29 protein-coding genes, 1 tRNA gene and 3 pseudogenes are annotated in these 21,907 nt (G+C 45.5%); 14 read left to right on the top strand and 19 right to left on the bottom strand.

Going from position 1 to position 21,907, the window contains the following annotated elements; all coding sequences use genetic code 11:
* Nucleotides 1-16: 16 nt before the first annotated feature.
* The 3 genes from RS881_RS24050 to RS881_RS24060 form a co-directional block, all read right to left on the bottom strand.
* On the bottom strand, nucleotides 17-1,249 hold the full coding sequence (locus tag RS881_RS24050) for a purple acid phosphatase family protein (protein ID WP_315823414.1): 1,233 nt from the start codon (nucleotides 1,247-1,249) through the stop codon (nucleotides 17-19).
* Between the two features lie 84 nt (nucleotides 1,250-1,333).
* Nucleotides 1,334-1,708 (bottom strand): hypothetical protein, encoded by a 375-nt coding sequence (locus tag RS881_RS24055; protein WP_315823415.1) that lies wholly within the window; start codon nucleotides 1,706-1,708, stop codon nucleotides 1,334-1,336.
* Nucleotides 1,709-1,755: 47 nt separating this feature from the next.
* Nucleotides 1,756-1,926, bottom strand: coding sequence for a hypothetical protein (locus tag RS881_RS24060; protein WP_315823416.1), 171 nt, complete (start codon nucleotides 1,924-1,926; stop codon nucleotides 1,756-1,758).
* 212 nt (nucleotides 1,927-2,138) lie between these two features.
* Between RS881_RS24060 and RS881_RS24065 the strand changes: the two genes are divergently transcribed.
* Nucleotides 2,139-2,393, top strand: coding sequence for a TonB-dependent receptor (locus tag RS881_RS24065; RefSeq protein ID WP_315823417.1), 255 nt, complete (start codon nucleotides 2,139-2,141; stop codon nucleotides 2,391-2,393).
* 74 nt (nucleotides 2,394-2,467) lie between these two features.
* On the opposite strand, the gene RS881_RS24070 is transcribed toward RS881_RS24065, so the two are convergent.
* Entirely contained in the window at nucleotides 2,468-2,671 is a 204-nt protein-coding gene (locus RS881_RS24070) for a BrxA/BrxB family bacilliredoxin (RefSeq protein WP_315823418.1), read from the bottom strand.
* Nucleotides 2,672-2,751: 80 nt separating this feature from the next.
* A pseudogene (locus RS881_RS59935) lies at nucleotides 2,752-2,886 on the bottom strand (BrxA/BrxB family bacilliredoxin); the annotation flags it as partial.
* Between the two features lie 235 nt (nucleotides 2,887-3,121).
* Between RS881_RS59935 and RS881_RS24080 the strand changes: the two are divergent.
* From RS881_RS24080 to RS881_RS24090, 3 genes are all read left to right on the top strand, one after another.
* The gene (locus RS881_RS24080; RefSeq protein WP_315823420.1) at nucleotides 3,122-3,553 is read left to right on the top strand and encodes a helix-turn-helix domain-containing protein; all 432 of its coding nucleotides are present in this window, start codon (nucleotides 3,122-3,124) and stop codon (nucleotides 3,551-3,553) included.
* 62 nt (nucleotides 3,554-3,615) lie between these two features.
* Nucleotides 3,616-3,816, top strand: coding sequence for a hypothetical protein (locus RS881_RS24085; RefSeq protein ID WP_315823421.1), 201 nt, complete (start codon nucleotides 3,616-3,618; stop codon nucleotides 3,814-3,816).
* Between the two features lie 258 nt (nucleotides 3,817-4,074).
* Nucleotides 4,075-4,497 (top strand): VOC family protein, encoded by a 423-nt coding sequence (locus RS881_RS24090; protein ID WP_315823422.1) that lies wholly within the window; start codon nucleotides 4,075-4,077, stop codon nucleotides 4,495-4,497.
* A 397-nt stretch (nucleotides 4,498-4,894) separates the two neighbouring features.
* Here RS881_RS24090 and RS881_RS24095 read toward each other — a convergent pair whose 3' ends face one another.
* Both RS881_RS24095 and RS881_RS24100 read right to left on the bottom strand, forming a co-directional pair.
* The gene (locus RS881_RS24095; protein WP_315823423.1) at nucleotides 4,895-5,479 is read right to left on the bottom strand and encodes an OmpA/MotB family protein; all 585 of its coding nucleotides are present in this window, start codon (nucleotides 5,477-5,479) and stop codon (nucleotides 4,895-4,897) included.
* Nucleotides 5,480-5,574: 95 nt separating this feature from the next.
* Nucleotides 5,575-5,757 carry a hypothetical protein gene (locus RS881_RS24100; RefSeq protein WP_315823424.1) on the bottom strand — a complete coding sequence of 61 codons (183 nt, stop codon included), beginning with the start codon at nucleotides 5,755-5,757 and terminating at the stop codon, nucleotides 5,575-5,577.
* 337 nt (nucleotides 5,758-6,094) lie between these two features.
* Here RS881_RS24100 and RS881_RS24105 point away from each other — a divergent pair, with 337 nt between their 5' ends.
* Genes RS881_RS24105 through gcvH form a run of 4 tightly spaced genes read left to right on the top strand, consistent with a single transcriptional unit; the run spans nucleotide 6,095 to nucleotide 7,625 of the window.
* On the top strand, nucleotides 6,095-6,613 hold the full coding sequence (locus tag RS881_RS24105) for a glycosyltransferase (RefSeq protein ID WP_315823425.1): 519 nt from the start codon (nucleotides 6,095-6,097) through the stop codon (nucleotides 6,611-6,613).
* Nucleotides 6,610-6,927 (top strand): hypothetical protein, encoded by a 318-nt coding sequence (locus tag RS881_RS24110; RefSeq protein WP_315823426.1) that lies wholly within the window; start codon nucleotides 6,610-6,612, stop codon nucleotides 6,925-6,927. The genes RS881_RS24105 and RS881_RS24110 overlap by 4 nt, the downstream gene beginning before the upstream one ends.
* Entirely contained in the window at nucleotides 6,924-7,190 is a 267-nt protein-coding gene (locus RS881_RS24115) for a hypothetical protein (protein WP_315823427.1), read from the top strand. Before RS881_RS24110 ends, RS881_RS24115 begins: the two co-directional genes overlap by 4 nt.
* A 9-nt stretch (nucleotides 7,191-7,199) precedes the next feature.
* Nucleotides 7,200-7,625 (top strand): glycine cleavage system protein GcvH, encoded by a 426-nt coding sequence (gene gcvH / locus RS881_RS24120; RefSeq protein WP_315823428.1) that lies wholly within the window; start codon nucleotides 7,200-7,202, stop codon nucleotides 7,623-7,625.
* Nucleotides 7,626-7,828: 203 nt separating this feature from the next.
* Here gcvH and RS881_RS24125 read toward each other — a convergent pair whose 3' ends face one another.
* The 4 genes from RS881_RS24125 to RS881_RS24140 form a co-directional block, all read right to left on the bottom strand.
* The gene (locus tag RS881_RS24125) at nucleotides 7,829-8,860 is read right to left on the bottom strand and encodes a hypothetical protein (protein ID WP_315823429.1); all 1,032 of its coding nucleotides are present in this window, start codon (nucleotides 8,858-8,860) and stop codon (nucleotides 7,829-7,831) included.
* A gap of 56 nt (nucleotides 8,861-8,916) precedes the next feature.
* Entirely contained in the window at nucleotides 8,917-9,471 is a 555-nt protein-coding gene (locus RS881_RS24130) for a patatin-like phospholipase domain-containing protein (protein WP_315823430.1), read from the bottom strand.
* The gene (locus RS881_RS24135) at nucleotides 9,452-9,574 is read right to left on the bottom strand and encodes a hypothetical protein (protein WP_315823431.1); all 123 of its coding nucleotides are present in this window, start codon (nucleotides 9,572-9,574) and stop codon (nucleotides 9,452-9,454) included. Before RS881_RS24135 ends, RS881_RS24130 begins: the two co-directional genes overlap by 20 nt.
* Before the next feature lie 137 nt (nucleotides 9,575-9,711).
* On the bottom strand, nucleotides 9,712-10,179 hold the full coding sequence (locus RS881_RS24140) for a MarR family winged helix-turn-helix transcriptional regulator (RefSeq protein WP_315823432.1): 468 nt from the start codon (nucleotides 10,177-10,179) through the stop codon (nucleotides 9,712-9,714).
* A gap of 1,161 nt (nucleotides 10,180-11,340) precedes the next feature.
* On the opposite strand from RS881_RS24140, the gene RS881_RS24145 reads away from it, so the two are divergent.
* Both RS881_RS24145 and RS881_RS24150 read left to right on the top strand, forming a co-directional pair.
* Nucleotides 11,341-11,841 carry a hypothetical protein gene (locus RS881_RS24145; protein WP_315823433.1) on the top strand — a complete coding sequence of 167 codons (501 nt, stop codon included), beginning with the start codon at nucleotides 11,341-11,343 and terminating at the stop codon, nucleotides 11,839-11,841.
* A complete protein-coding gene (locus RS881_RS24150; RefSeq protein ID WP_315823434.1) occupies nucleotides 11,838-12,482 on the top strand; it encodes a sterol desaturase family protein in 645 nt (214 codons plus the stop codon). Before RS881_RS24145 ends, RS881_RS24150 begins: the two co-directional genes overlap by 4 nt.
* Before the next feature lie 17 nt (nucleotides 12,483-12,499).
* Here RS881_RS24150 and RS881_RS24155 read toward each other — a convergent pair whose 3' ends face one another.
* Nucleotides 12,500-13,051: a dihydrofolate reductase family protein gene (locus RS881_RS24155; RefSeq protein ID WP_315823435.1), complete on the bottom strand. Its 552-nt coding sequence runs from the start codon at nucleotides 13,049-13,051 to the stop codon at nucleotides 12,500-12,502.
* A 173-nt stretch (nucleotides 13,052-13,224) separates the two neighbouring features.
* Between RS881_RS24155 and RS881_RS24160 the strand changes: the two genes are divergently transcribed.
* The 4 genes from RS881_RS24160 (at nucleotide 13,225) to RS881_RS59940 (ending at nucleotide 15,798) form a co-directional block, all read left to right on the top strand.
* Nucleotides 13,225-14,247 carry an LLM class flavin-dependent oxidoreductase gene (locus RS881_RS24160; RefSeq protein ID WP_315823436.1) on the top strand — a complete coding sequence of 341 codons (1,023 nt, stop codon included), beginning with the start codon at nucleotides 13,225-13,227 and terminating at the stop codon, nucleotides 14,245-14,247.
* A 111-nt stretch (nucleotides 14,248-14,358) separates the two neighbouring features.
* A tRNA-Ser gene (locus RS881_RS24165) sits at nucleotides 14,359-14,442 on the top strand.
* 107 nt (nucleotides 14,443-14,549) lie between these two features.
* Entirely contained in the window at nucleotides 14,550-15,596 is a 1,047-nt protein-coding gene (locus RS881_RS24170) for a tyrosine-type recombinase/integrase (RefSeq protein ID WP_315823437.1), read from the top strand.
* 10 nt (nucleotides 15,597-15,606) lie between these two features.
* Nucleotides 15,607-15,798, top strand: a complete 192-nt coding sequence (locus RS881_RS59940; protein ID WP_350340244.1) for a tyrosine-type recombinase/integrase — start codon at nucleotides 15,607-15,609, stop codon at nucleotides 15,796-15,798.
* A 285-nt stretch (nucleotides 15,799-16,083) separates the two neighbouring features.
* Here the strand turns inward: RS881_RS59940 and RS881_RS59945 are convergent.
* From RS881_RS59945 to RS881_RS24205, 7 genes and pseudogenes are all read right to left on the bottom strand, one after another.
* Nucleotides 16,084-16,373 (bottom strand): annotated as a pseudogene (locus RS881_RS59945) (terpene synthase family protein).
* A gap of 32 nt (nucleotides 16,374-16,405) precedes the next feature.
* Nucleotides 16,406-18,804: pseudogene (locus tag RS881_RS24180) on the bottom strand (efflux RND transporter permease subunit).
* Nucleotides 18,774-19,028 (bottom strand): hypothetical protein, encoded by a 255-nt coding sequence (locus RS881_RS24185; RefSeq protein ID WP_315823438.1) that lies wholly within the window; start codon nucleotides 19,026-19,028, stop codon nucleotides 18,774-18,776. The pseudogene RS881_RS24180 and the gene RS881_RS24185 overlap by 31 nt, the downstream one beginning before the upstream one ends.
* Before the next feature lie 17 nt (nucleotides 19,029-19,045).
* A complete protein-coding gene (locus RS881_RS24190; protein WP_315823439.1) occupies nucleotides 19,046-19,456 on the bottom strand; it encodes an efflux RND transporter permease subunit in 411 nt (136 codons plus the stop codon).
* An 11-nt stretch (nucleotides 19,457-19,467) separates the two neighbouring features.
* Nucleotides 19,468-19,770, bottom strand: a complete 303-nt coding sequence (locus tag RS881_RS24195) for a permuted SH3 domain-containing protein (protein ID WP_315823440.1) — start codon at nucleotides 19,768-19,770, stop codon at nucleotides 19,468-19,470.
* 140 nt (nucleotides 19,771-19,910) lie between these two features.
* Nucleotides 19,911-20,513, bottom strand: coding sequence for an efflux RND transporter periplasmic adaptor subunit (locus RS881_RS24200; RefSeq protein ID WP_315823441.1), 603 nt, complete (start codon nucleotides 20,511-20,513; stop codon nucleotides 19,911-19,913).
* Between the two features lie 6 nt (nucleotides 20,514-20,519).
* The gene (locus tag RS881_RS24205) at nucleotides 20,520-21,797 is read right to left on the bottom strand and encodes a TolC family protein (protein ID WP_315823442.1); all 1,278 of its coding nucleotides are present in this window, start codon (nucleotides 21,795-21,797) and stop codon (nucleotides 20,520-20,522) included.
* Nucleotides 21,798-21,907 lie beyond the last annotated feature (110 nt).

The raw sequence follows: 21,907 nt of genomic DNA on the forward strand, positions 1-21,907 counted from the left end.
ATATAGCTGCCTGCGTTTATCGTTTAGCTATCACCTCATATTGTCCCACCTCGGTACCATCATCTTTCAACATTTGCAAGGACAATTTTTGCTGATTGGCGTTTACCCTGATCAGGGTGCGCTTGCCTTCGTTGGGACCACCGCCAATGATCAACGGATAATTATGCTGGCCCGCCACGGGCGGATGTACGCCATAGGTGTGGGTATGGCCGGATATCACAATGTCTATTTTGTATTTATCGAATAGGGGAGAGAACAGTTCGCGGCAATGCATGGCGCCATGCCCCTTGCCTGAATAATGGGGAGGTATATGCATCATCACCACGCGGTATTTGGCCTTCTTGTAAGCCTTGCTCTGCAACTGTTGTTCGAGCCAGGCTGCCTGTTTGATACGATAGGCATCAAAATCAACAATGCCTGCATACACAGGATGGGTATCTTCTTTGTCTTCGCCGGTATCAAGGGCAATGGCAAATACAGGTCCCCATTGGAAACTAAAATACTGTCCGCCGGGATTGGAGAAATAGTCTTTCAGGTTGCGGGCATACTTACCCCGTGTTTCATGGTTGCCCCGTACAAACAGCATGGGTTTGTTGGAAGCAAAGGCGGCGGTACAGGGTGTGAGCAAATGATCAATGATCTGCTGCTCATCGGTTTGGTAATCGAACATATCGCCATTGAGGAACACAAAATCATACGGATTGTCTTTATTCAATCCCATCAGGTGACCAAAGGAGGCAGGCCGGTCGTGAATATCATTCAGGATGAGCCAGTTTAGTTCTTTGGCGGTGGGATCAATGGTGGTAAAGGAGAAGGCATTGCTTTGAATGCTGTCCCCATAGGTCAATTTATACGGCTGAAATTCTTTGATGTCTTTCGATACAACCCGGTAGCTGTAGGTTTTACCAGGATGCAAACCTTCGATCACTACTTCATGTACGCGGTTATACGCATTCACCAGACCTTCAGTTACCGCATGGGCTTTCTTATCAAAAGCGCCTTGTTCACCATATTCTACCCAGCTATAACAGGGCCTGGCCGTGATCCAACGGATGGTCATGCTATTGGAGCTCATGGCCTGCAGATAAGGCTGTGCCAGGAACACATGATCAACTTCAACAGTTTCCTTTTTCTCCTCTTTGGCCAGTACTGAAAAGGGGGCCAAAGCCGCCGTGCCCAGGGCAGTCGCTCTTGTTATGGAACCCAGGAAGTTTCTCCGGTTGAGGGATTGGTTGGGTGATTCGCTCATATGGATCGTATAAAATATTGTAGCTGCTAAAAATAATCATTTGGCAAACAGGAAAAAGCGGACAATCGTTTGCACGGAATATTATTAATCTGTTACCAGTACCAGCTTCCAGTATTTGCCATCATCGTCTTTGGCAAAGAGGGCATTTTTACCAGCATGGGCCACACTGTAAAAGAAGGTCTTTGGTTTGGGCGGAATATATCCTTTAACAATGACCTGGTTATCTTTGATGAGCCCCACCTGTATTTGTTGATCCTCCCAGGTATCGGGATTGTTGATGCAGGCAAACTCCTGTAGGTTGAAGGCAAAGACGGGTACGCCTAGCAGGCTATCGACCATACCGGTTGCCTGGTTAACGAGGTAGTAACGTTCGTTGTGCAATTCGATCTTGCGGATGAGGGAGATCTTCGTATTGCGTATATCGCCCAGGTAACTGAACTCGCCCATATCACTATCCACATTGATATCGGTAAAAACTTTGAAAGTTTGATTGGTGAGGGGGATGATCAGCCTGCCGGGCTGTTTTTGACCTGCGGGTTGAGGACGAGGTAGGGTGGTCGTACTACGCTGTCGAATTGCTTTTTATTGCTGGCACTGAATTGGCAGGAAAGCTTTTTTTGGGCCCATGCCGGCATAGAAAATACCAGGCTGATGGCCAGTATATGCAACAGTTTCATAATGTTTAGGGGTATTAGGGTGTCCAGTGGCCAAGATAATATCTTTTATGGGGGAAGCAAGCTGAGAGAAAGCAATCTCCGAATGGTGAGCTACGAGCGCGTAAGAGGTGAAGGGCGCTTTAACGAAGGTGGGCCACCCTGCAGCGCTGCTATGCCGGGCCGCAGGGTGACTCACCTTTGTCGGGAAACCAGTACCCATAGGGGATGGTATCATGAACCGCAACCGCTTTACTAAAAATGCCACCACTGGTATCTACAATGGCAATGAAGGAGCAGTAAAGGCTTATAATCTCTTTAATCTGGCAGCCAGCTATAAGGTCAACAGCAATACACGGTTGAGTGTGGGTATAGAGAACCTGTTCAATGAAGATTATTTCCCCGCCCGCGCGCAATGGTTTATGCAGCCTGGCTTTTATTCAAAGGGCAGGGGCACAGCCATCAATATAGGGGTTTCGATCAGGTATTAACAGGCATTATGCTAACCTTATATAGAAAGGCAAGGCCGGTCAGGTTGGTTGACCGGCCTTTACATTTATCTGTATCAGGCATTTTCTTCAAATATACCCTGCAGCTCAAGGGCCAGTGAAAATGCTTCCCTGCCTTCTATCCTGTGTTTGGGAATATAGGCCACCAGGTCTTTGTTTTTAAAGTAAGCAAAGCAGGGGGAGGAAGGGGGAATATCATCGATGTGCTGCCTGAACCGGGCGGTAGCCTCCAGATCCTGTCCGGCAAAAACAGATACCATCCTGTCCGGTTTTTATTACCGGCATCCAATAATGCTTGATTCAGTGCCGGCCTGGCGGTGCCGGCAGCACAGCCACAAACGCTGTTGACGACCACCAGGGTAGTGCCTGATTGGTTCATCGCTTTGTCTACTTCACCAGCAGTAAGCAGTTCCTTTACACCAATATTGGTTAACTCTTCCCTGAAGGGTTTTACGAATAATGGAGAGTAAGGCATAACATTTTATTTTAAAGGTTAGAAAATACAGTTACACCAATGGGAGGTTGATTATACTAAAAGAAGTTAGCAATGACCTTGCTATAATCAGATAAAGGGAAGTTGTACGAGACACGGGGATAGTGCCTATGGAAATGTTAAGTTACCACAATTTTTCGTCCTGCAAGACTAATTTACCGGGTAGTCATATTACCATCCCTTTTTCCGAACTTAGCAGCACATTCAACAAGGATCAATGACAGGTAAGTCAGAAGAACAATACCCCAGGATATTCCTGTATAGGCGATTGGTACAGGCCAAGCTGTTCATTGATCAGCATTATGCCGACAAGATCGACCTCAATAATATTGCCGATGAGGTATACTCGTCTAAATTCCATTTCATCCGGCAGTTCAAAAGCATTTACCACAAAACACCCCATCAATACCTGATCGCCGTAAGGATGGAAAAAGCGCTGGAACTGTTAAAAGCAGGTAAAACGGTATCTGATACCTGTTATGCGGTAGGATTTGAAAGCCTGGGCTCGTTCAGTGCGCTGTTCAAACGCATTCACGGCCTCACACCCCTGGCTTACCTCAAACAGCAGCAGGTGCTTCAATCGCAAATACAGGAATCGCCCTTTAGCTTCATCCCCGCCTGTTTTGCCCGCCAGAGCGGCTGGCTGTAAAAACAGCAATTTTAGAGAAATGGGGTCTGCCTCCCGCGCCTTTCTTTGTGGCAAAAACAGTCATGAAAACAGTATTTGACAAAGCCACCCGGGATGAGCTCATCGCCAGGATTGAACAGGTAAACGAAAACAGCGAACGGCAATGGGGCAAAATGACGGTCTACCAGATGCTGAAGCATTGTAGCATTTGGGAGGCATGGATATTGAAAAGCCAACCCAATAAAGTATCTTTTCTTGAAAGCTCTTTGGCAAAGGTGCCTTAAATAAGTTTCTGAAGGATGAGCGGCCCCTTCCACGCAATACACCCACCAGCACGCCTTTTAAAGTAACGGGCAGTGGCAATCTGGCGGCACAAAAAGCCGAATGGATAAGGCTGATAGAACAGTATGGGCAGTACGTGAACCACGGGTTTGTGCATGATTTTTTTGGCAAAATGACCACGGAACAGGTGGGCTACCTGGCCTACAAACATACGGACCATCACCTGCGGCAATTTAATAGTTAAACATAAAGACTACCAAATGATCACCCGTTTCACCCATGTAAGCATCTATGTATTGGACCAGGCCAGTGCCCTCGATTTTTACACGAATAAGCTGGGTTTTAAAGTGGTGACGGATGTACCGCTGGTGCCTGCAGGCAATGGGCATCGCTGGCTCACCGTATCGCCACCCGGTCAACCGGAATTGGAGATCAACCTGTCGGCTATTACGGAACACATGTGGTATTCCAAAGAAACAGCAGACACCTTACGTGAACTGGTAAAGAAAGGCACTTTTGGTTGTGGCGTACTCACCTGCGATGATGTATATGCCACTTATGAGGAACTTAAAGCCAAAGGAGTACACTTCATCAAGCCACCCAAAAAAGAGTTCTATGGACTGGAAGCCTTGTTCAAAGACGATTCGGGCAACTGGTTTTCGCTGGCGCAATTGGAAAAGTAAGGCATAGTAAAAGTCGTCTTCAATGGAGATTTCTTAGGGTCCGAAAGTCGGGAAGTCGGGAAGACCGAAAGAAAAACCTTTTCAGCTCTAAGGACGCGAGCTCCCTTGGTTTAGGGTGAGCCGCCCTTAGAGGGCAACCCACCCTAAGACGTTCAACAAGAGGTGACACCTTTCGTCCGTCTCGCAAGGGTAAAGGTGTCACCTCTCCAGGAAAAAATAAAACAACAGGGGCATGTAGCGGATAAACCGCTACCTACCCCTGTTTTGATTTCCCCACAGATAACCGGGTATTTAGGACGAGAGGTGACACTTCTTCAGAAAGTGTAGGGTGATCCACCCTAAGAGGTGACACCTTTCGCTTTCGTCGCAAGGGAAAGGTGTCACCTCTATAAACTTATTATTTTTTATCAGTCTCGGGCGCCTGGCCGATCAGGTCCATAAACTGGTCGAGCTTGGGCGTGATGATGATCTGTGTACGGCGGTTTTTGGCCTTGCCAGCTTCGTTATCGTTGGAGGCTATGGGATTGTATTCACCCCGTCCACCGGCGGTAAGGCGTTTGGGATCTACCTGGTAATTGTTTTGTAAAGCCTGTACTACGGAAGAAGCCCGCAGGGTACTCAGGTCCCAGTTATTGCGGATATTGGGCTTGCTGATGGGTACATTGTCGGTATTACCTTCTATCAGCACCTCATAATCCTTGTAATCCATGATGATCTTCGCTATTTTACTCAGGGTGGCCCCTGCCTTATCGGAGATCTCATAGCTGCCCGATTTGTACAGCATATTATCAGATAAAGAGATATATACCACGCCTTTTAATACCTGTACATCTACATCCCGCATTTCCTCCCGGCTTAAGGAGCGGGTAAGGTTGTTGGTGAGCACCATATTGAGTGAATCGCTTTTGTTTTTGGTATTCACCAGGTGCTGGATGTATTTGTTGGAGGCATTGATCTCATCTACCAGTTTGGAAATATTCACATTGCCCTGGCTGGTGGAATTAAGGCATTTGTTGAGGGCCGATTGGAGGGAAGCCAGGGTCGCTTTTTGTCCTGCGATCTGCTCTTCCAGGCTGCTTACTCTTGCGGTAGCGCCGGCCAGGTTTTGTTGACAGGTTTGGTACCGGCTACCCAGGTCGCGGGTGGATTCGTGGAGGGCATCGTATTCACTTTTAGAGCAGCAAACTTTTTATTGCTTACACATCCTTGCTGCACCATGACCAGCAGGAGCAAACCGGAAGACAATAGAATCATTCTCATATTGTGGTAGTTAAAATAATGATGAAATACTGATCCTATGGAGTGGGAGGAGGGGAGGAGTGATTGCTCTGCGGTGAAAGATAACCTATTGGCAACAACTGGTCCTATTGTGTTAAATGGGTGGGGTAACAAATAGTTAATTCCTACAACAATACCGGCAGGCATCTAAGTAACCTTGTAATTTCGTATGTATCCATATCTATTCCTTTTTAGTGCAACTCCTATGCCATATCGGCCCAGTTTTCTGGCATCTGATTCCCCTCAACCATTACCATTCATGCTAAAGCAGGTAGATAGCCTGAGATTTATTGATCAGCCTCTATTTAATATTTTAATAATGACCTTTTACAGGATCTCCTTCTGTACGGTATGTATGAACAGGACGCAGCACCTGAAGGAAACACTATTGAGGAATATTCAGGACAATATCGATTACCCGCAACTGGAATTTGTGTTGTTGAACTATGGTTCAAAAGATGATATGCATGAATGGGTGATAGGCCAAATGGGTGAATACCTGGAATCGGGCATACTGAAATACTACAAAGCTGATTTTCCTGAGGTATTTAAGATGAGCCATTCCAAGAACATGGCCTTTAAACTGGCCACAGGGGATATTTTATGCGGCCTGGATGCCGACAATTATACGGGACCAGGATTTGCGCATTATATCAACAAATTGTTTGTAAAGGATAACAATATTTTCCTGGCGCCGCCCTGGATTGGTCCCGGCAAGAAATGGTGGGATGTACAAGGCCGTTTGTGCTTATGGAAAAAGACTTTTATGCATTCCGCGGATACGATGAAGGTATCCAGGATTATGGGTATGATGACCAGGACTTCAAATACCGGATGATACAGGCCGGCCGCCGCAAATCAACAGTACGGAGTACCCGGTTTTTACAAGCCATCGAACATACGGATGAACTACGCATAGGGCGTGGTATCAGCGCCAAGTTGCTTGATTCGCTGCTATTATGTCCAAGGTCGGTGAGGGAATGGGATATGCTGTACCTGCGTACTGATAACGAGTTGGAAAGTTTCCGGCTATCCGCCAACGGTATTTTATTTGATCAGGACGGGTCGCCTTCCTGTGATCCTGTAGGCAAGCTGGTGATCAGGTTGTCGCATTTACAGACGGCGATTACAACCATCATGATGCTGGTATGACCATTCACCCCGATCGGGGAACGGACTGGGAACTGTTGGCGGGCGCCGATCCACATCAGATGATAGCGCCCGGCGGGCAGGTATATTACCGGTTAGACACTGGCCGGTTGCAGGAGCAGTTGCTGATGGCGCGGGCCTGTTTTATGGGTAAAATGAAACTGCTGCAAAACAAAAAACAGCAGCAGCAGCAGCAGATCAATCAGTCAGGATTTGGCAGGGGGCCGGTAACCGTAAACCTGTCCAATAAGCAGGTGCTGTTGTAGGAAAGGGTATTGCGCCTGAAAGACGATTTATTTATTCAAAAAAATACATGTATGAATGTTCCGGCAAATCTTAAGTATACCCGCGATCACGAATGGGTACTGGTAGAAGGCAATACGGCTACTGTTGGTATCACAGAATTTGCCCAAAAGCAATTGGGTGATATCGTTTTTGTAGAAATCCCCACCATAGGAAAGCAAATAACGCGGGGAAATGATTTTGGAACCATTGAATCGGTCAAATCCGTGTCAGAATTATTTATTCCTTTAACAGGTAAGATCAACACTTTAAATGAAGATTTGATCGATTCACCCGATTTAATCAACGAAGATCCTTATGGCGAAGGCTGGCTGATTAAAATGTCCATCGACAAAAAGGACGAATTGAAGGAATTATTAAGCCCTGATGCCTATAAAAAGTTAATCGAAGCACAATAACCAGCAATAGCATTCAAAAACAGTTGCCGGGTATTGTTACCGCTTTGGCAGTTCTGCTAAACAACCTGTTTTCTCCAGGTCTTTCAGGATCATGCTGATGGCGGCATCAGTCATCTTTTCGGCAATGGGTTTCTTCCCATTTTATAAGCCATATTGGTGATGCCGCTGCCTAGCTTTCCTTTTAACCGGGCAAACCACCCTTTTTAGCATATTGATCGATCCACGCCTCTGCCAGGGGGCTTGGTTCTCCTTTTACCTTCCCGGGTTTTCAGCAGCTCGATGATCTGCAGGAAACGGCTGGTCATGGCAGGCCGTAAACGGAATAAACGGTCGGCATCGTATTGGGGAAATTGGTCGATGGTCAGCTTTAGATGCTCCCATTTTTCTGTTGGCTGGGGCGCCAGCAGCAGTTGGATATCCGGAATTATTGGCAGGAATAAGTCGTCCGAGCGTTCGTTGGGCTTAAATGCAAAGGCCTGACGCATGGCCTGGGTCCAGCTGCGGTGAATGGGGTGAATGATATCATTGGCTTCATCATAAGGAAAGGAAAACCAGTACCGGAAGAAGTTGCGCGCATTGTTCCTGCCCAGGAAGAAATCGTGTTGACGGAACTCAATATCCAGTAATCCGGCAAAAGCCATGGCCCCCGCAGAAGCAATGGGGTGCTTTTCGGGCGATGGAAAAGGTTCTCCACCTTCAGGATGGTGTATCGTCCACCGCCGTGGGAAGATGATAGCTCGGAAGCTATCCGCACTGTCATTTTCCAACAATTCCCTTCTTTTAACCCTTGCCTGATCGGTCAGCGCACCGAGGATAGCCGGTACCACATCCAACAGGTCGGCCGGCTTTTCATAAGGCCCGCTAAATTGTCCCTGATCAGGGAAGGGATCGATCATCACTACGCCAAATTGCGGATAACGCTCATCGGTGATGGGGGCGTATTTGTCTTTCAGCAAACTCATCACTTCCCGGTAAGGTTCATTGTTGATGGCTCCTCCATCTACTGTGAATGAAGAATATCCTTTCTTCAGGTATTTCAGTTTGATCCGTTTTTCGGGGTCAGGGTCTTCCGTACCCAGTTGGCCCAGGGCAATTCTTTTCATTACATTTTCCAGGTAGGCCTTATTGAAATTGTCTGCAGTAAACTCCCTGTACAATAAACCGGCAGGGAATGCACCAGTAGCCTTGGTAGCAAGTTGCATATTGGCAATGGATGGCACTTCATAAGGATTCAACCAAAGGTATTTGTCAGGATCGGGTGCAACACCCTGGTTGAGGTGATACTGGGATACTACATAATGTTCATAAGTAGTATGGTTAGCAGTATGCTTTTACGGCCTTTTTTGCTGATGGGTGTTTCAAAGTGTACATCAAACGGAATGCCGCGCAGCAGACAATGGGATAGGAGCAACTGCAGGTTGGGTGAAATGTAATCGGGCAATTGCTTTGCCTGGGTGGCTATATCGTGTTTGGCAGCAAAGCAGCGACCGGCAATGGCATCAATAAAAGCGGAATTGAGGAGGGAACGCACTTTACCATCGGCCAGGTCACTGGTATCAAATATCTTTTCAAAGGTATCGCGTTTGTCGTTGGGGTCCAGGTCCTCCATTACCACCCAGGAATCATAAAAGAGGTTGTTCTTCCATTCTTTGGCTTCACCGGGTTGGTTGACCGGTTTGATCTGTCCATTGAGGGCATATACGGCTGCCATGGTGGCCGTCATGCCGCCGGCGGAAGTGCCGCCCAGTGCATCGATCACCACGGTATGGGTAGGAATCAGGTGTTGTACGGCTTTATAGGCTTCCAGCTGGCCTTTTTGGCCTGACTCAGGTATGCAGTATTTCAAACAGGTAATCCATTACACCGCCTGTATAGCAACCTGCGGAAGCTGCGCCTGCCATGGTGATGCCCAACCGAAACTGGTTGGCAGGTATGGTTTCTCTTTCCATAAGTATGTTGTTTTGTTTGTGTTGACTGGCGGGCAGGGATAAGTATCTCAATCAGGGTACCTGGTGGCTGATCACAACCAGTACTATAAAATGGGACGGAAGGATAAGCCGGTGGTAAACGTATTCAGGCTGGTTGTTTATTTTTCGTTCATGGATTCGGTAATGCCTTGCATAATTTTTACGGCAGTGGAGAAATAGCGTTCGATGGTGACTATTTCTCCTTCGGTAAAGGAGCTGACCAGGGCGGATGTTTGCTGTTGCAAATTGATAAACAGGGGCTCCAGCATCCGGATGGCATTGGGAGTATTGGGCATGATGAGCACTTTGCGGCGGTCGTTTTTATCTAACTCCCGTTTGACCAGTTTCTTCTTTTCCAGGCGGTCTATTAGTCCGGTTACGGCTCCTGTGGTGAGGCCAGTGAGGTCGGCCAATTGGCCGGCACTCAGCTCTCCTTTGTCCATGATAAGGCCCAGGTATTTGTGGTCGGTGCCTGACAAACCGGCTTTGCGGGCAATGGCTTCGTGCATCAGGACGGAGGCATCGGAATAGGCACGGCTGGCGTTCCGGAACGACTGAACGATCAGTTCGGATGGTCTGCTACTCATGGTATAATTATATTAACTAGTAAATATCTTATTTGCTAATATAATTACATCCCTGCATTCCCACAGCATTTGGGCACTATTTTTTTGACGCCCCCATTAACTAAAGGAGGAGGCGTTTTCATTGAGGCTGATTGCTGAGGAGAAGGGAGCTAGAGAAATTTAGCCTGAAAAGGATGGCTGGGAGTGCTTTTTGTTGTAAATTGATGAAAGCCCATTACATGGCTATTTAAATGATCTTGTATACAAATTTACATACCGCCTTTTCGATCAAACCCCTGCCGGGGCTGGATTTGCCAATCCAAAACAATACAAACCCGCACTGGGCCTGCATGTGACCCCCGAAGTCTTACTATTGCTTTACTGTTCCTTTACTATTGCTTTACTGTTCCTTTACTGTTGCTTTACTGCTCACCTGGACCTGACCAGGGAGAACCCAGGACTTACCCAGGGACTACTATGGCAGTGCTGTGGCGTGTACCACAGGTGCATCAGGGAATGATATGGGGTAAGACAGCTGCGAGCGGTGAGCTTCGAGCTGCGAGCCAATACAGTTTGGAGAGATTGTGTAAGGGCTAAGGGGTACTAAGGGTTGGGAGGAGTGGGGATTGGGTAGCACTTGTTGGCAACAGCGCGTAAATTATTGATTATTAAATATTTATTATTCCTTGTAGGGTAATTAGGGCGTCGCAGGGATTGCGCGTATTTATGAAAATGCGCCTTAAATACGGTTGCAGTACGTGATAGGTACGGGTTGAGTACGGGCGCCCCCGCTTGGAGCTACGGAGAATGGGGTAGGGCATTTTCCTGGAAAACTTTACAAGAGTTGATGAGGATATCAACCCTTAGTAAGTGCGCTTTAACTCCCAACCTTAAAGCAACCTTAAGGCTGGCTTAAGACGGCCCGGCATCAGGTCTGGATCAAGCAGGATACCCGGAACCAAATCCGGAACTAAGGTAGTCGCAGAAATGACGTACTTCAAGGCTTACACTACACCATTCACAAGAAATTTATTACCATCCGTTCATTGTTATTTTATGCGCTGACATGACATCGATACCTTGCAGTATATTATACCTTGTGGACTGATAAACAGGCAATAAAAGCAGCAACCGGGAGTTTAATTACCTACTCTTGTACTTTACAATATTGAATATATTACTATGGCTACACCTGCACAGCGTCTTGGAATTGGCGAAGGGAAAATAAGCGGCTATTCGTCGATATTCCTGGGCTTACTTTCCCTGACTGGCGTTATTTGTTTTAAATACCCGGAGTGGCTCACCACACCCCAATTCAGGGAAGTATATACGGGTGAGTCTATGAAGATCGTGTTGACGGCTACCATCATCGCCTCTTTTCTCTTTGCCCTCATCAGTTTTATGTTGAGCAAACAAAAGAAATGGGCCATGACCGGCTTGCTGCTCTGTACCGGGGCCATTGTGTTCGGCGGTTTACAGGTACAGGGCCGGCCGGTGGAAAAGAACAGTTGGCACCTGGGTGTTGACTGGTTATTGCTTGACCTGTTGCTGATGGCCGCGATCTTTGTTCCCATTGAAATGGTGTTTCCTAAAAACAGGCAGCAAAGCAAGTTTCACGAAGAATGGAGAACCGACCTGCTCTATTTTGTGATCAGTCATTTGTTCATCCAGTTTTTGGCGTGATAACCCAGCAGCCGGCAAAACTATTCTTTGGATGGATCGGCCTGTCGGAGGTACAGCATTGGGTGCAGCAGCTTCCTTATTTGATCGAGCTTTTCTTAGCCTTCCTGATCACGGACCTTTTTCAATTTGCTGCGCACCGCTTTTTCCATTCTCATACCTACTTATGGCGTTTCCATTCCGTACACCATTCCACCAAAAACATGGATTGGCTGGCCGGATCAAGGACCCATTTTGTGGATATTTTTGTCACCCGGTCCATGACCTTTATTCCCTTGTACGTTTTTGGATTTTCGGAGATCACTTTTAATACCTACATCATTTTCATGGCCATCCATGCGGTGCTCATTCATGCCAATACCCGGATCAATTTTGGTTTCCTGAAGTACATTTTTGCTACGCCCCAATACCATCACTGGCACCACTGCGAAGATCCCAAATACTATGGAAAGAACTTCGCCACCATATTTCCCTTTATTGATAAGCTATTCGGCACCTACTACCTGCCAGGTAAGACCTGGCCGGAAGGTACCGGCCTGCGGGAGACGCATTTCCCGAAAGGGTATATGAAACAACTGGTGTACCCTTTTACGAAAAGTCCTTTTGATGAAAACCTCGATATGAAGGAGGAGACCAGGCGATAGCTGGCTGATAGGTGCTCTTATTGTTTCAGGTAATGATGCGCTACACAACCTGATTTAAAGATAATCGTATTGACCAGCTTTAAATGAAGGGTGTCCTGAAGGCTGCCGCTCTGCAGTAATGGCCTTCCTTTACAGGCTATTCCCGGGTGAACAACTATCCGAAACTCATCGATGAGGCCTGCTGTGATCAATTCCGGGAGCATGCTTACACTGCCTACCGAAATGGTTTTGCCGGGCTGCTGTTTCAGATCCAGGAGTGCTGCTGCCGGGTTGCTGCGAATGATCCGTGTATTTTCTCCTGCACTGGCTAAGGTTTTTGAAACAACCAACTTTTCGATAGCACTAAACTTTTCAGCAAACCTGTTTTCCTCCGGAGTGCCGGATTGATTGGCTGCCACATCGTCCCAATAAGGAAACATCATTTGATAGGTAATACGGCCGAAAAAATTGAGGCCTACCTCGCCCATCAGGTCTGTAAAATAATCCATCAGTTCTTCACTGGGATTAAATGTCGTATGATCGCAATAGCCATCCAGGCTAAGATTTATAACGAATAGCACATTTCTCATTGTATGGGTTTGATTTTATATTTATGGATATCATCAAAAGTACTGGAAGGCCCTAACTATCGGGAGGGTGATGCGCGACAAAAAAAAAGGGGGTTGCGTCAAAAAACATGTGCACCCAAGGCCATGTAAACAATTGGTGGTCAAATCTGTTTACAGTATCAGAAAGGCTAATTATGAAGAAAATAGGATTCTTATCATTTGGGCATTGGTCTAATCATCCGGCCTATAAAACCCGTTCGGCCAGCGATACCCTGCTCCAGTCTATCGACCTGGCTGTGGCCGCCGAAGCAATTGGTTTAGACGGCGCGTATTTCCGGGTACACCATTTTGCGTCGCAGCTAGCTTCTCCGTTTCCTTTGCTGTCGGCCATTGGCGCCAGAACAAGCAAAATAGAGATTGGAACGGGCGTGATTGATATGCGTTATGAAAATCCGTTGTATATGGTGGAGGATGCCGGAGCGGCTGATATCATTTCGAGGGGACGGTTGCAGTTGGGCATCAGCAGGGGTTCGCCCGAACAGGTGATTGAAGGGTGGCGTTATTTTGGTTATGAACCAGCGGCAGGAGAGACCGACGCCGATATGGGACGCCGTAAAGCCCTGGAGTTCCTGGATAAGCTAAAAGGGGTGGGGTTTGCCCTGCCCAATCCGAACCCGATGTTTCCCAACCCGCCCGGTTTGCTGCGTTTGGAACCCCATGCGGAAGGATTGCGGGACCGTATATGGTGGGGAGCTGCTTCCAATGCTACCGCTGTTTGGGCGGCCGAAAAGGGCATGCACCTGCAGAGCTCTACGTTGAAGTTCGACGAAAGTGGCAAGCCATTCCATATACAACAGGCCGAGCAGATCAGGTTGTACAAAGAAGCCTGGAAAAAAGCAGGACATCAGCGTGAGCCAAGGGTATCAGTGAGCCGGTCTATTTTCCCACTGGTTACTGATCAGGACCGCATTTACTTTGGACAGGAAGCCAAGCGAGGAGATAAAATTGGGATGATTGAACAAGACAAACGGGCCATTTTCGGCAGAAGTTATGCGGCAGCGCCTGATCAACTCATCAAAGAGTTGGCGGAGGATGAAGCCATCCAGGAAGCGGATACCCTGTTGTTGACGATCCCCAATACCTTAGGGGTAGACTACAATGTACATGTGTTGTCTTCTATTTTGGAGCATGTGGCCCCTGGGTTGGGATGGCGATAAAATTGTTTGATATTCTATTTGGAAATATGCTATTTTTTTCGCTAACGCACTGAAACAAAATAATTTCTGTCATTTTTTTGGTTGAATAAGTTGAAATACTACTTTTGCGCCGGAGAGATGGCAGAGCGGTCTAATGCGGCGGTCTTGAAAACCGTTGACTGTCACAGGTCCGGGGTTCGAATCCCTCTCTCTCCGCTTTTAGCTCTTTATGACTTGATTATCAAACGTTTTCGAGTTAACAAAACAAAACTCCGAAGTAAAGTCGGAAGTAAACAAAAGTTGTTAATCGAAAACGTTTTTTTATGTCCACTACCAACCTGCACTACACAGAGCCGGTTATCTGTACCACAAATCCCCAAGTCTGGTACATCTTTTTCACTTTTCTCCATAACAACGAATGGCACGAACGCAAATTAAGCGGGGGTATAAACCGCATTAAAGACCTTGCGGAAAGACAAAAGGAGGCTGAAGCATACGCAGCGGCACGCCTGGAATGGTTAAAGGCTGGTTGGAATCCTATTATTGATCCAAAATTTGCAAAGAAGAAAATAATACGGGCCAAGCAGATGTATACCCTTAATGAGGCCATAAATATTGGGCTAAGTAAGAAATCTCTAGCAAAAAAATCTAAGCAGGACTATGAAAACATGCTAGAATTTATAAAGGAAGTCAGCGAGGAAAACGGATATGCCTATCTAAATGTCGCGGGTTTAGACCGGGGAATAGTCTTAGAACTTATGGATGATTGTTCGGCTAAAAGAAAGTTTAGCAATCACGCATATAATAAATACCTTGGCTGCCTCCGCGCAATTTTTACAGAATTGGTACAATATAGGATCATTGATACCAATTACCTGCTTAATACACGAAGCAAACCTGTTCCCGAAAGCAATAAGTATGCAGCGTTTACTCCAGAAGAAAAAGTAAGAATCTCCAACTTTTTACTAAAGAAGCACTATGGTTTATATGTTGTAATGCAGATGATATACCATACGGGGATCAGACCTAAAGAGGCGTTGGCCTTAAAAATTGAAAATATTGATCTGGCTGAACGTATAATCACAATAGCTGCCGACAAAGAAAGAGAGAATAGCAAAACAGATGCACTTCGAAAAGTTCCTATAAATGATCACCTCTATGTCCTACTAAAGGAAATGGAAATTGAGCAATACCCAGGCCAATACTTTCTATTTGGATCTCCCTTTCAGCCTGGCGGGGGTAATCGGGGTTCACGAATAGAAAACGGCAAAAAGGTAACGGGCGCAATGCGTAGCGATTATTTTACTCCTAGCCCTTATGGAGTAAAAAAGAGACACTGTTACCAAACTATGGAAAACGCTAATAATTGATGGACTAGGGATCAAAAAACATCTATATTCCGCTAAACATACAGGGGCGGATAATATGGTAGAGGCCGGGTTAGATTTAAGAGAGGTACAATACTTGTATGGCCACGAAAGTGAAGCGATGACAAAACGGTATAATAAGAAAAAGAAAGAAATTGAATTTAAAAGAAGTATTATAGAAAAAGCCCCAAGATTTGTGGCGTAAAATTTAGTATAATAGAATAATCAATGGTCATGCCCTTGTTTCAACAGGGGCTTTATCAATTTAGTGGTTCGTGCAAAACGTTAATCTTTTTATGTGGGTATCTAGCTGTATCATTCATGGACCACACAATGTTACCGATCATAAAATGTTTCAGGCATTCGACGAACTTCTTTAAGTTCAAATTTTCCAAAGGGGCAAAAACATAAAGTTCATTTTCAAGTGCAATAAAGCTACGTACTACAGAATTGTGGATTTCGGCAGCTTCATCAATTGCTTTTTCAAAACTTATAGAATGCAATCTTTTAGGATTGTAACTAAATTAAATTCCGCTCCGTCAGAATTTGCAATCTCCTTTGAAAGGGAAAACAAGTCGTTGGCGAAACAAACGGCATTCCTAGCATATTGGGTAATTTTATTACTTTTTCCTCTTTATAGATATAATCAGGAAGGGTTACGCGGCCTGTAACCTCTATAGAATCCGTTGCAAGGTTGGCCGCGCCAAGGTATTGACGGATTGCGTAATATTCCTCCAGATTCGGCAGGTCCCCCTGTTTAATAATTTCGTGTTGCCACATGCCACCCCGGAATCCTGCCTCCTTGGTTTTCCCTACTCTTCATTCTCCAAACGCGGCGGAATTAATTTGTACAACACCGGGGTTACAATCCTCGAAAGTATTGTCGAGCTAATTAAGCCTCCGATCAATACAATAGCCAACGGCGCTATCAGTGGATTAGGGTTTAATGCGATAGGAAGTAATCCGCATATGGCCGTTATGGAAGTAAGTACCACCGGCAGAAAACGCGTTTCACCCGCTTTATTGATCGCCTCATCTATACTATAACCTTCTATACGTAGCTGATTGGTAAAATCAACCAACAGCAGGGAGTTTTTAACCTGGATGCCTGAGAGACCTATGAACCCAATGATCGAAACCAACGACATAGGATTGCCGGTGAGAAGTAAAAAGATTACCCCACCTAAAACACCCAGCGGTATAATGGACAATACAATAACAATTCCCTTGAAAGTTTTGAACTGTAATAACAGTACCCCTATAAAAAGGAATCCACTGAGTAGAATAACTGCCAGGAAATTTCCACCCAAAGCATCCCCTTCCGATTCTGCTTCACCCGATAATTTGTAATAATAGCCAACTGGTAATTTCAGCTTGTTAAGTTCCGGGACAATATTTTTAAGAATATCATTTGCCAACACATTCTCTTTTGTCAACGAAGTCACCTTGGCAAAACGTGATTTATTGAAATGATTGATTGCTGTCGGGGAGGTCTCGAACGAAATGGTCGCAATTTGATCGATCTGAACAGGCGTCCCCTGGATATTATTTACATACAGGTTTTTAAAGCGTCGAGGTTTGAAAACTTTTCCCTGGGCAGCGTAATCACCACGTTCCGCGAATCACCCCGGTCGTCTATATAGTCACCAACGTTCAAGCCCGCTACAGCCATTCTAATTACCCGGTCCACATCACTTGTCAACACACCCAAAGTCCGGGCCTTCTCCCGGTCAATCTTAATTTTCAGATCTGATTTGTAGGTATTTAACTCGTTGTTTATATAGAATGTTCCGGGATGTTTCCGCAGAATTTCTTCGACTTTAAAAGAAAGCGATCTTAAGGTGTCCTGATTTTCTCCAAATACTCTTACTACGATATTTGCTTCGATGGGCGTTCCCTGTTCAAAATCTTTCACTTCAATTCTAGCGTAGGGGAAACTTTGAAACTTTTCCCTCAGTCGTTTAATCAACTCCTTTTTCGATTCAGGACTGGCCTCGTCTTCCATTTGTACAAAGATTTGAGCAAAGTCCGGTTTAACATCCTGTTGATGGACATTATAGTAAATCTGAGGGTTGCCTTTGCCGACATTGGCTGTATAATAAACGATTTCTTTATGACTGCTCAATTCACTTTCAATCAATTTGGTCACGCGATCGCTTTCAGGGATATCTGCCTGTAAAGGCATTTTGATGTTTATTAAAAACATGGGTTTCTCGGAAGTGGGAAACAGCTTAAAGCCTGTTAATGGGAATAACAGGAACGCAAGGATGCTCAATCCTATTGAGATACCAGTAGTCACTTTTGGCCACTTTAACGCAACTACCATCACACGGCGATAAGAAAAACTTAAGAAGGCTTGCAATTTTCGGAGAAAGAAATTTCCTTCACCATGTGTATGGGTCTTAAGTATCCTGCTACCGATAAAAGGCACGAGCGTAAGCGCTACAATCATGGATGCCAGTACACTGGTCATTACTGCCATTGGCAGACTTCTGATGAACTCGCCAGCAACATCGGGCAAAAACGCGAGTGGCAGAAAGGCGATTACCAGCGTAGCGGTACAACCAACGACTGCCGCTCCTATCTGTTTTGTACCCTTTAAAATAGCGTCTTTTTTGGAGTGACCTTCCCTCAGCCATCGCTCGATGTTTTCTACCACAACAATACTGTCATCTACCAAAAGTCCCAAAGCGACCACCAGTCCAACGATGCTCAATTGATTAAGGGAGTAACCTAATAAATTCATTGCGATCAGCCCTAAAGCAAGTGAAAGTGGGATAGAAATCATGACAATAAGTGAGGCCCGAAATCCCAAGGGCAATAATGTGATTACCACTAAAAGGATGGCTAACGCAAAGTCAAATCCAAGATGTCCGAGGCGCTGGGAAACCATATCCGCTTGATCAAAATTTTTGATCATTTTTATATTTTCAGGCAAGCCTTTACCAAATTCCTCCAGCACGGGCATGTACTCTTCCTTTACCTTGCTTATGTTTACATTATCCTTCATTGCAGCCGTCACCAGTATGCACCGGTGCCCGTTCAGACGGGTAATATGGTTAACCGTACCGTCTTTATAGCTGACAAGGGCGACATCCTTCAGGTAAATTATCTTCCCGTTTGCGTTATAAATAACAGTATTCGCTACATCTTCGACGTTCTTGAACTTGCCGCTTGTCTTTACATTGAATACTTTACTATCCAGGTTGATGCTTCCCCGGGAATATCGGCCGCTTCACTTTGTAGGCTGCCGATTACCACGTTGAGTGGAATCTTCAGCCGGGCCAGTTTGTCCAGTTGCATGTCGATGCGTATTTCCTGTTCAGGAATACCTGCGTATTTTACTTCTTTGAGATTCGTTATCTTTTCCAATCGTGACTTCAGTATGTCTGCATTATCCCGAAGTGTTTTGCCTGAAGCAGTATTTGAAACCAAGGCAATCTGTAATATTTTTACATCCGAAGAAGATATTTTTCTGTTTTGATCAGATAGATGTCTTTTGGAAGCTCGCTGTTTTTCAGAGCGTTTATCTCGGTAGAGATCTCCTGGTATTTGTTGTCAACGTCCACACCATATTTGAATTTGGCCTGGATCGCCGCCACACCGTCCTCAACAGTGGTTAACACCTTATCAATATTCTCAAGACCGTATATTTTGTTTTCAATCGGTTTCACCACTTGTTCTTCCATATCTTTTGGGCTGGTGCCGGGATAAATAACCGTTATCAGATACTGTGGTTGATGAGTAGTAGGATCTTCCGACCGCGGCATGGTAAAGAGTGTCAGCAAACCAACCACTGCGACAAGAACAAATATGATCAGCGTAAACTGATAATTCTTAACAGAAAAATTTGTGATCTTCATGTCCTTGTTGTTTACTGTATAATTTTAATGGAAGATTGTTCGTTGAGATAGGCACTATTTGAAATCACTATTTTGTCGATTCCTGCCAGCCCGTCTTTAACATACACTTTCCCGTTATCGAACTTCAGAATGGTGATTGGGATTTTCTTTACTTTATTTGTTCCAATCGTTGTAAATACAAAGGCTCTGTCGCCATCTGCTTCCACCAGCGAGCCGTACGGAATGGCGATGGCATTATCCTCGTGATTGGTTGCTATTTCAGCTTTTCCGAACATACCGACAGCAGGCGTTACTTTTCCAAGCTGTAACTTCAACTCTACCTGGAAAGACCCGATCTCCCTGTCTGCAGCTTGCAGTTTCCGGAATACGGTGGCATTGAACGTTTGACCCGGATAGCCATCTAAGGCAACTTTCGCTGACTGACCTTGTTTAATGATTGCCCACTCACGGTCAGTTACTCCGACCTTGAGCAGGTAACTATCATTTTTTCTATTGAGTTTGTCAGTAGCACCGGCATACCACCACCGATCACCTCTCCCTCACTTGCCATTTTTTTCGTAACAAATCCATCAGAGGCCGCATAAATATTTGAGTAACGAGCATTAAAGGCTATGGCTTCCCTGGCTTTTTGAGCGACATCCAGCGCCGTCTTTGTGTTCTGCAATTGTTCCAAAGAATAAACACTATCCCTATGAAGATTGGCAGCCCGGTCATAATCCCGTTGTGCTTTATTGGTATTAAGGTCGGCCTGAGCCAGACCGGCCGATATCTCAGTCGAATTTAGCGTAGCTAATAGCTGACCTTTCCGAAAGAACTGACCTTCATCTACCAACACCTTGGTGATAACGCCTCCTATCTTGAAGGAATAATTTGCTTCATTTTCGGTACTCACAAGACCAGTGGCTTGTATAACGCTGGGAACTTCTAAAGCCGACAAAGGCGCTATCTTAACAGAGATGATGTCTGTCTCACCCAGCGGATTTTTATGCTCGTGTTTTTCTTTGCAAGACAGCAACAGAAAAGTGCACACGACGAATGTTAATTGAATTGTCTTCATGTTAGTTTATTGTAGATTAAAGCTGGCATTTGCCCGTTCAATAGCTGTAAATGATACCCATGTGTCGAATAGCGCAATATTTGCCTGTAGCTGAGCGTCGATCCACTGATTTTGGGCATCCAATAACTCGATATAGATCGCTAGTCCTTCCTTATACAATTTTGCCACATCATCATAATAGGTCCGGCTCGTGCGTAGTTGGGATTGAGCTGCCTGGTATTGGGCAATGGAACTCTGCATGCCTGCCTGCCGTACTTTCAACTCAGTCAGTAATTGCTGTTGTACATAATCGGTTTGCGATACAATGGCCTGCCTGTCAGCCATCGTTTGTTTGATACGATAGGTATTTTTCCCAAAGGAAAATAGATTCCATTCCAGCGATATTCCCAGGAAGTAATAGCGGCTGTTTTGAGTAAACTTCCAGTCAAAGGCCTGTGAACCCAGATCCAGGTAAGTACCAATCTTAGGAATCAGGTAAGATTTGGCAAGCCCGGTCAGGTTCTCATTAATATCTCTGGAAAGTTTGAGTTTTGCTAACTCCTCCCTTGCGCCAACGTCATTAGAGAGGAGCGGATCATAAACCGGCAGGTTGATAATTTCATCCACCTGTACGGAATCTGTTAAGGGCCGGTTCAGCAAGAAGTTAAAATAATAGCGGGCCGATTCTTCCATTTTTCTTGCCGTAGTAAGCGAAGCGTTGATCTTCGATACCTCGTTCTGACTTCGGATAACCGCTGTGCGGCTTATCTTTTCATTCTCATAAAGCTTTGTATTGATCCGCTCTCCTTCTTCAACCAGTTGAAGGGACGACCGGTAAATTTTGACGGCGTTTGTTGCTTTCAGGTAATTGTAGTAGGCCGTTTTGATCTCCTTGACCAATTCGCGTTTGTACAGAAGTACTTCCGCTCTTTGCAGTTCCACCTGTTGGGACTTAATCCGTTTATTATAGGTAAGCTCTGCATTCAAAATAGGAAGGCTTGTCCTGAACCGGGCGTCATAGAAATTATCAGGATTAAGCTGGATCTGCTGATTCTGAAGGTGCGGGAAGGCGTTACTGCTGGTCAGTTGGTTTAATGAAGCATAAACGCCGTTGAGAAGATCACCGGTGGGGAAATCTATCGTACGTCCGCCATCCGCTTTCGTGTACGTAGTACTAAACGTGACGTTCGGTAAAAACATGGTTTTAGCCTCACTAAGGGCGTATACATTCCGTTCCAGGATAAAAACCTGCTGTCGTATGCTTTGGTTAGAGTCAATTCCCTGCTGAATATACTGGTCCAACATGCCTTGAGCGTTTCCAATAATTGTTATGAACATCGGCACGGTCAATAGGAGGCCTGTCTTACGAAAAGGCGGCAATTTGTTAAAATATCTGATCACTGTATTAAAATTAA

Source organism: Paraflavitalea speifideaquila (assembly GCF_032395985.1).
GTDB lineage: Bacteria > Bacteroidota > Bacteroidia > Chitinophagales > Chitinophagaceae > Paraflavitalea > Paraflavitalea speifideaquila.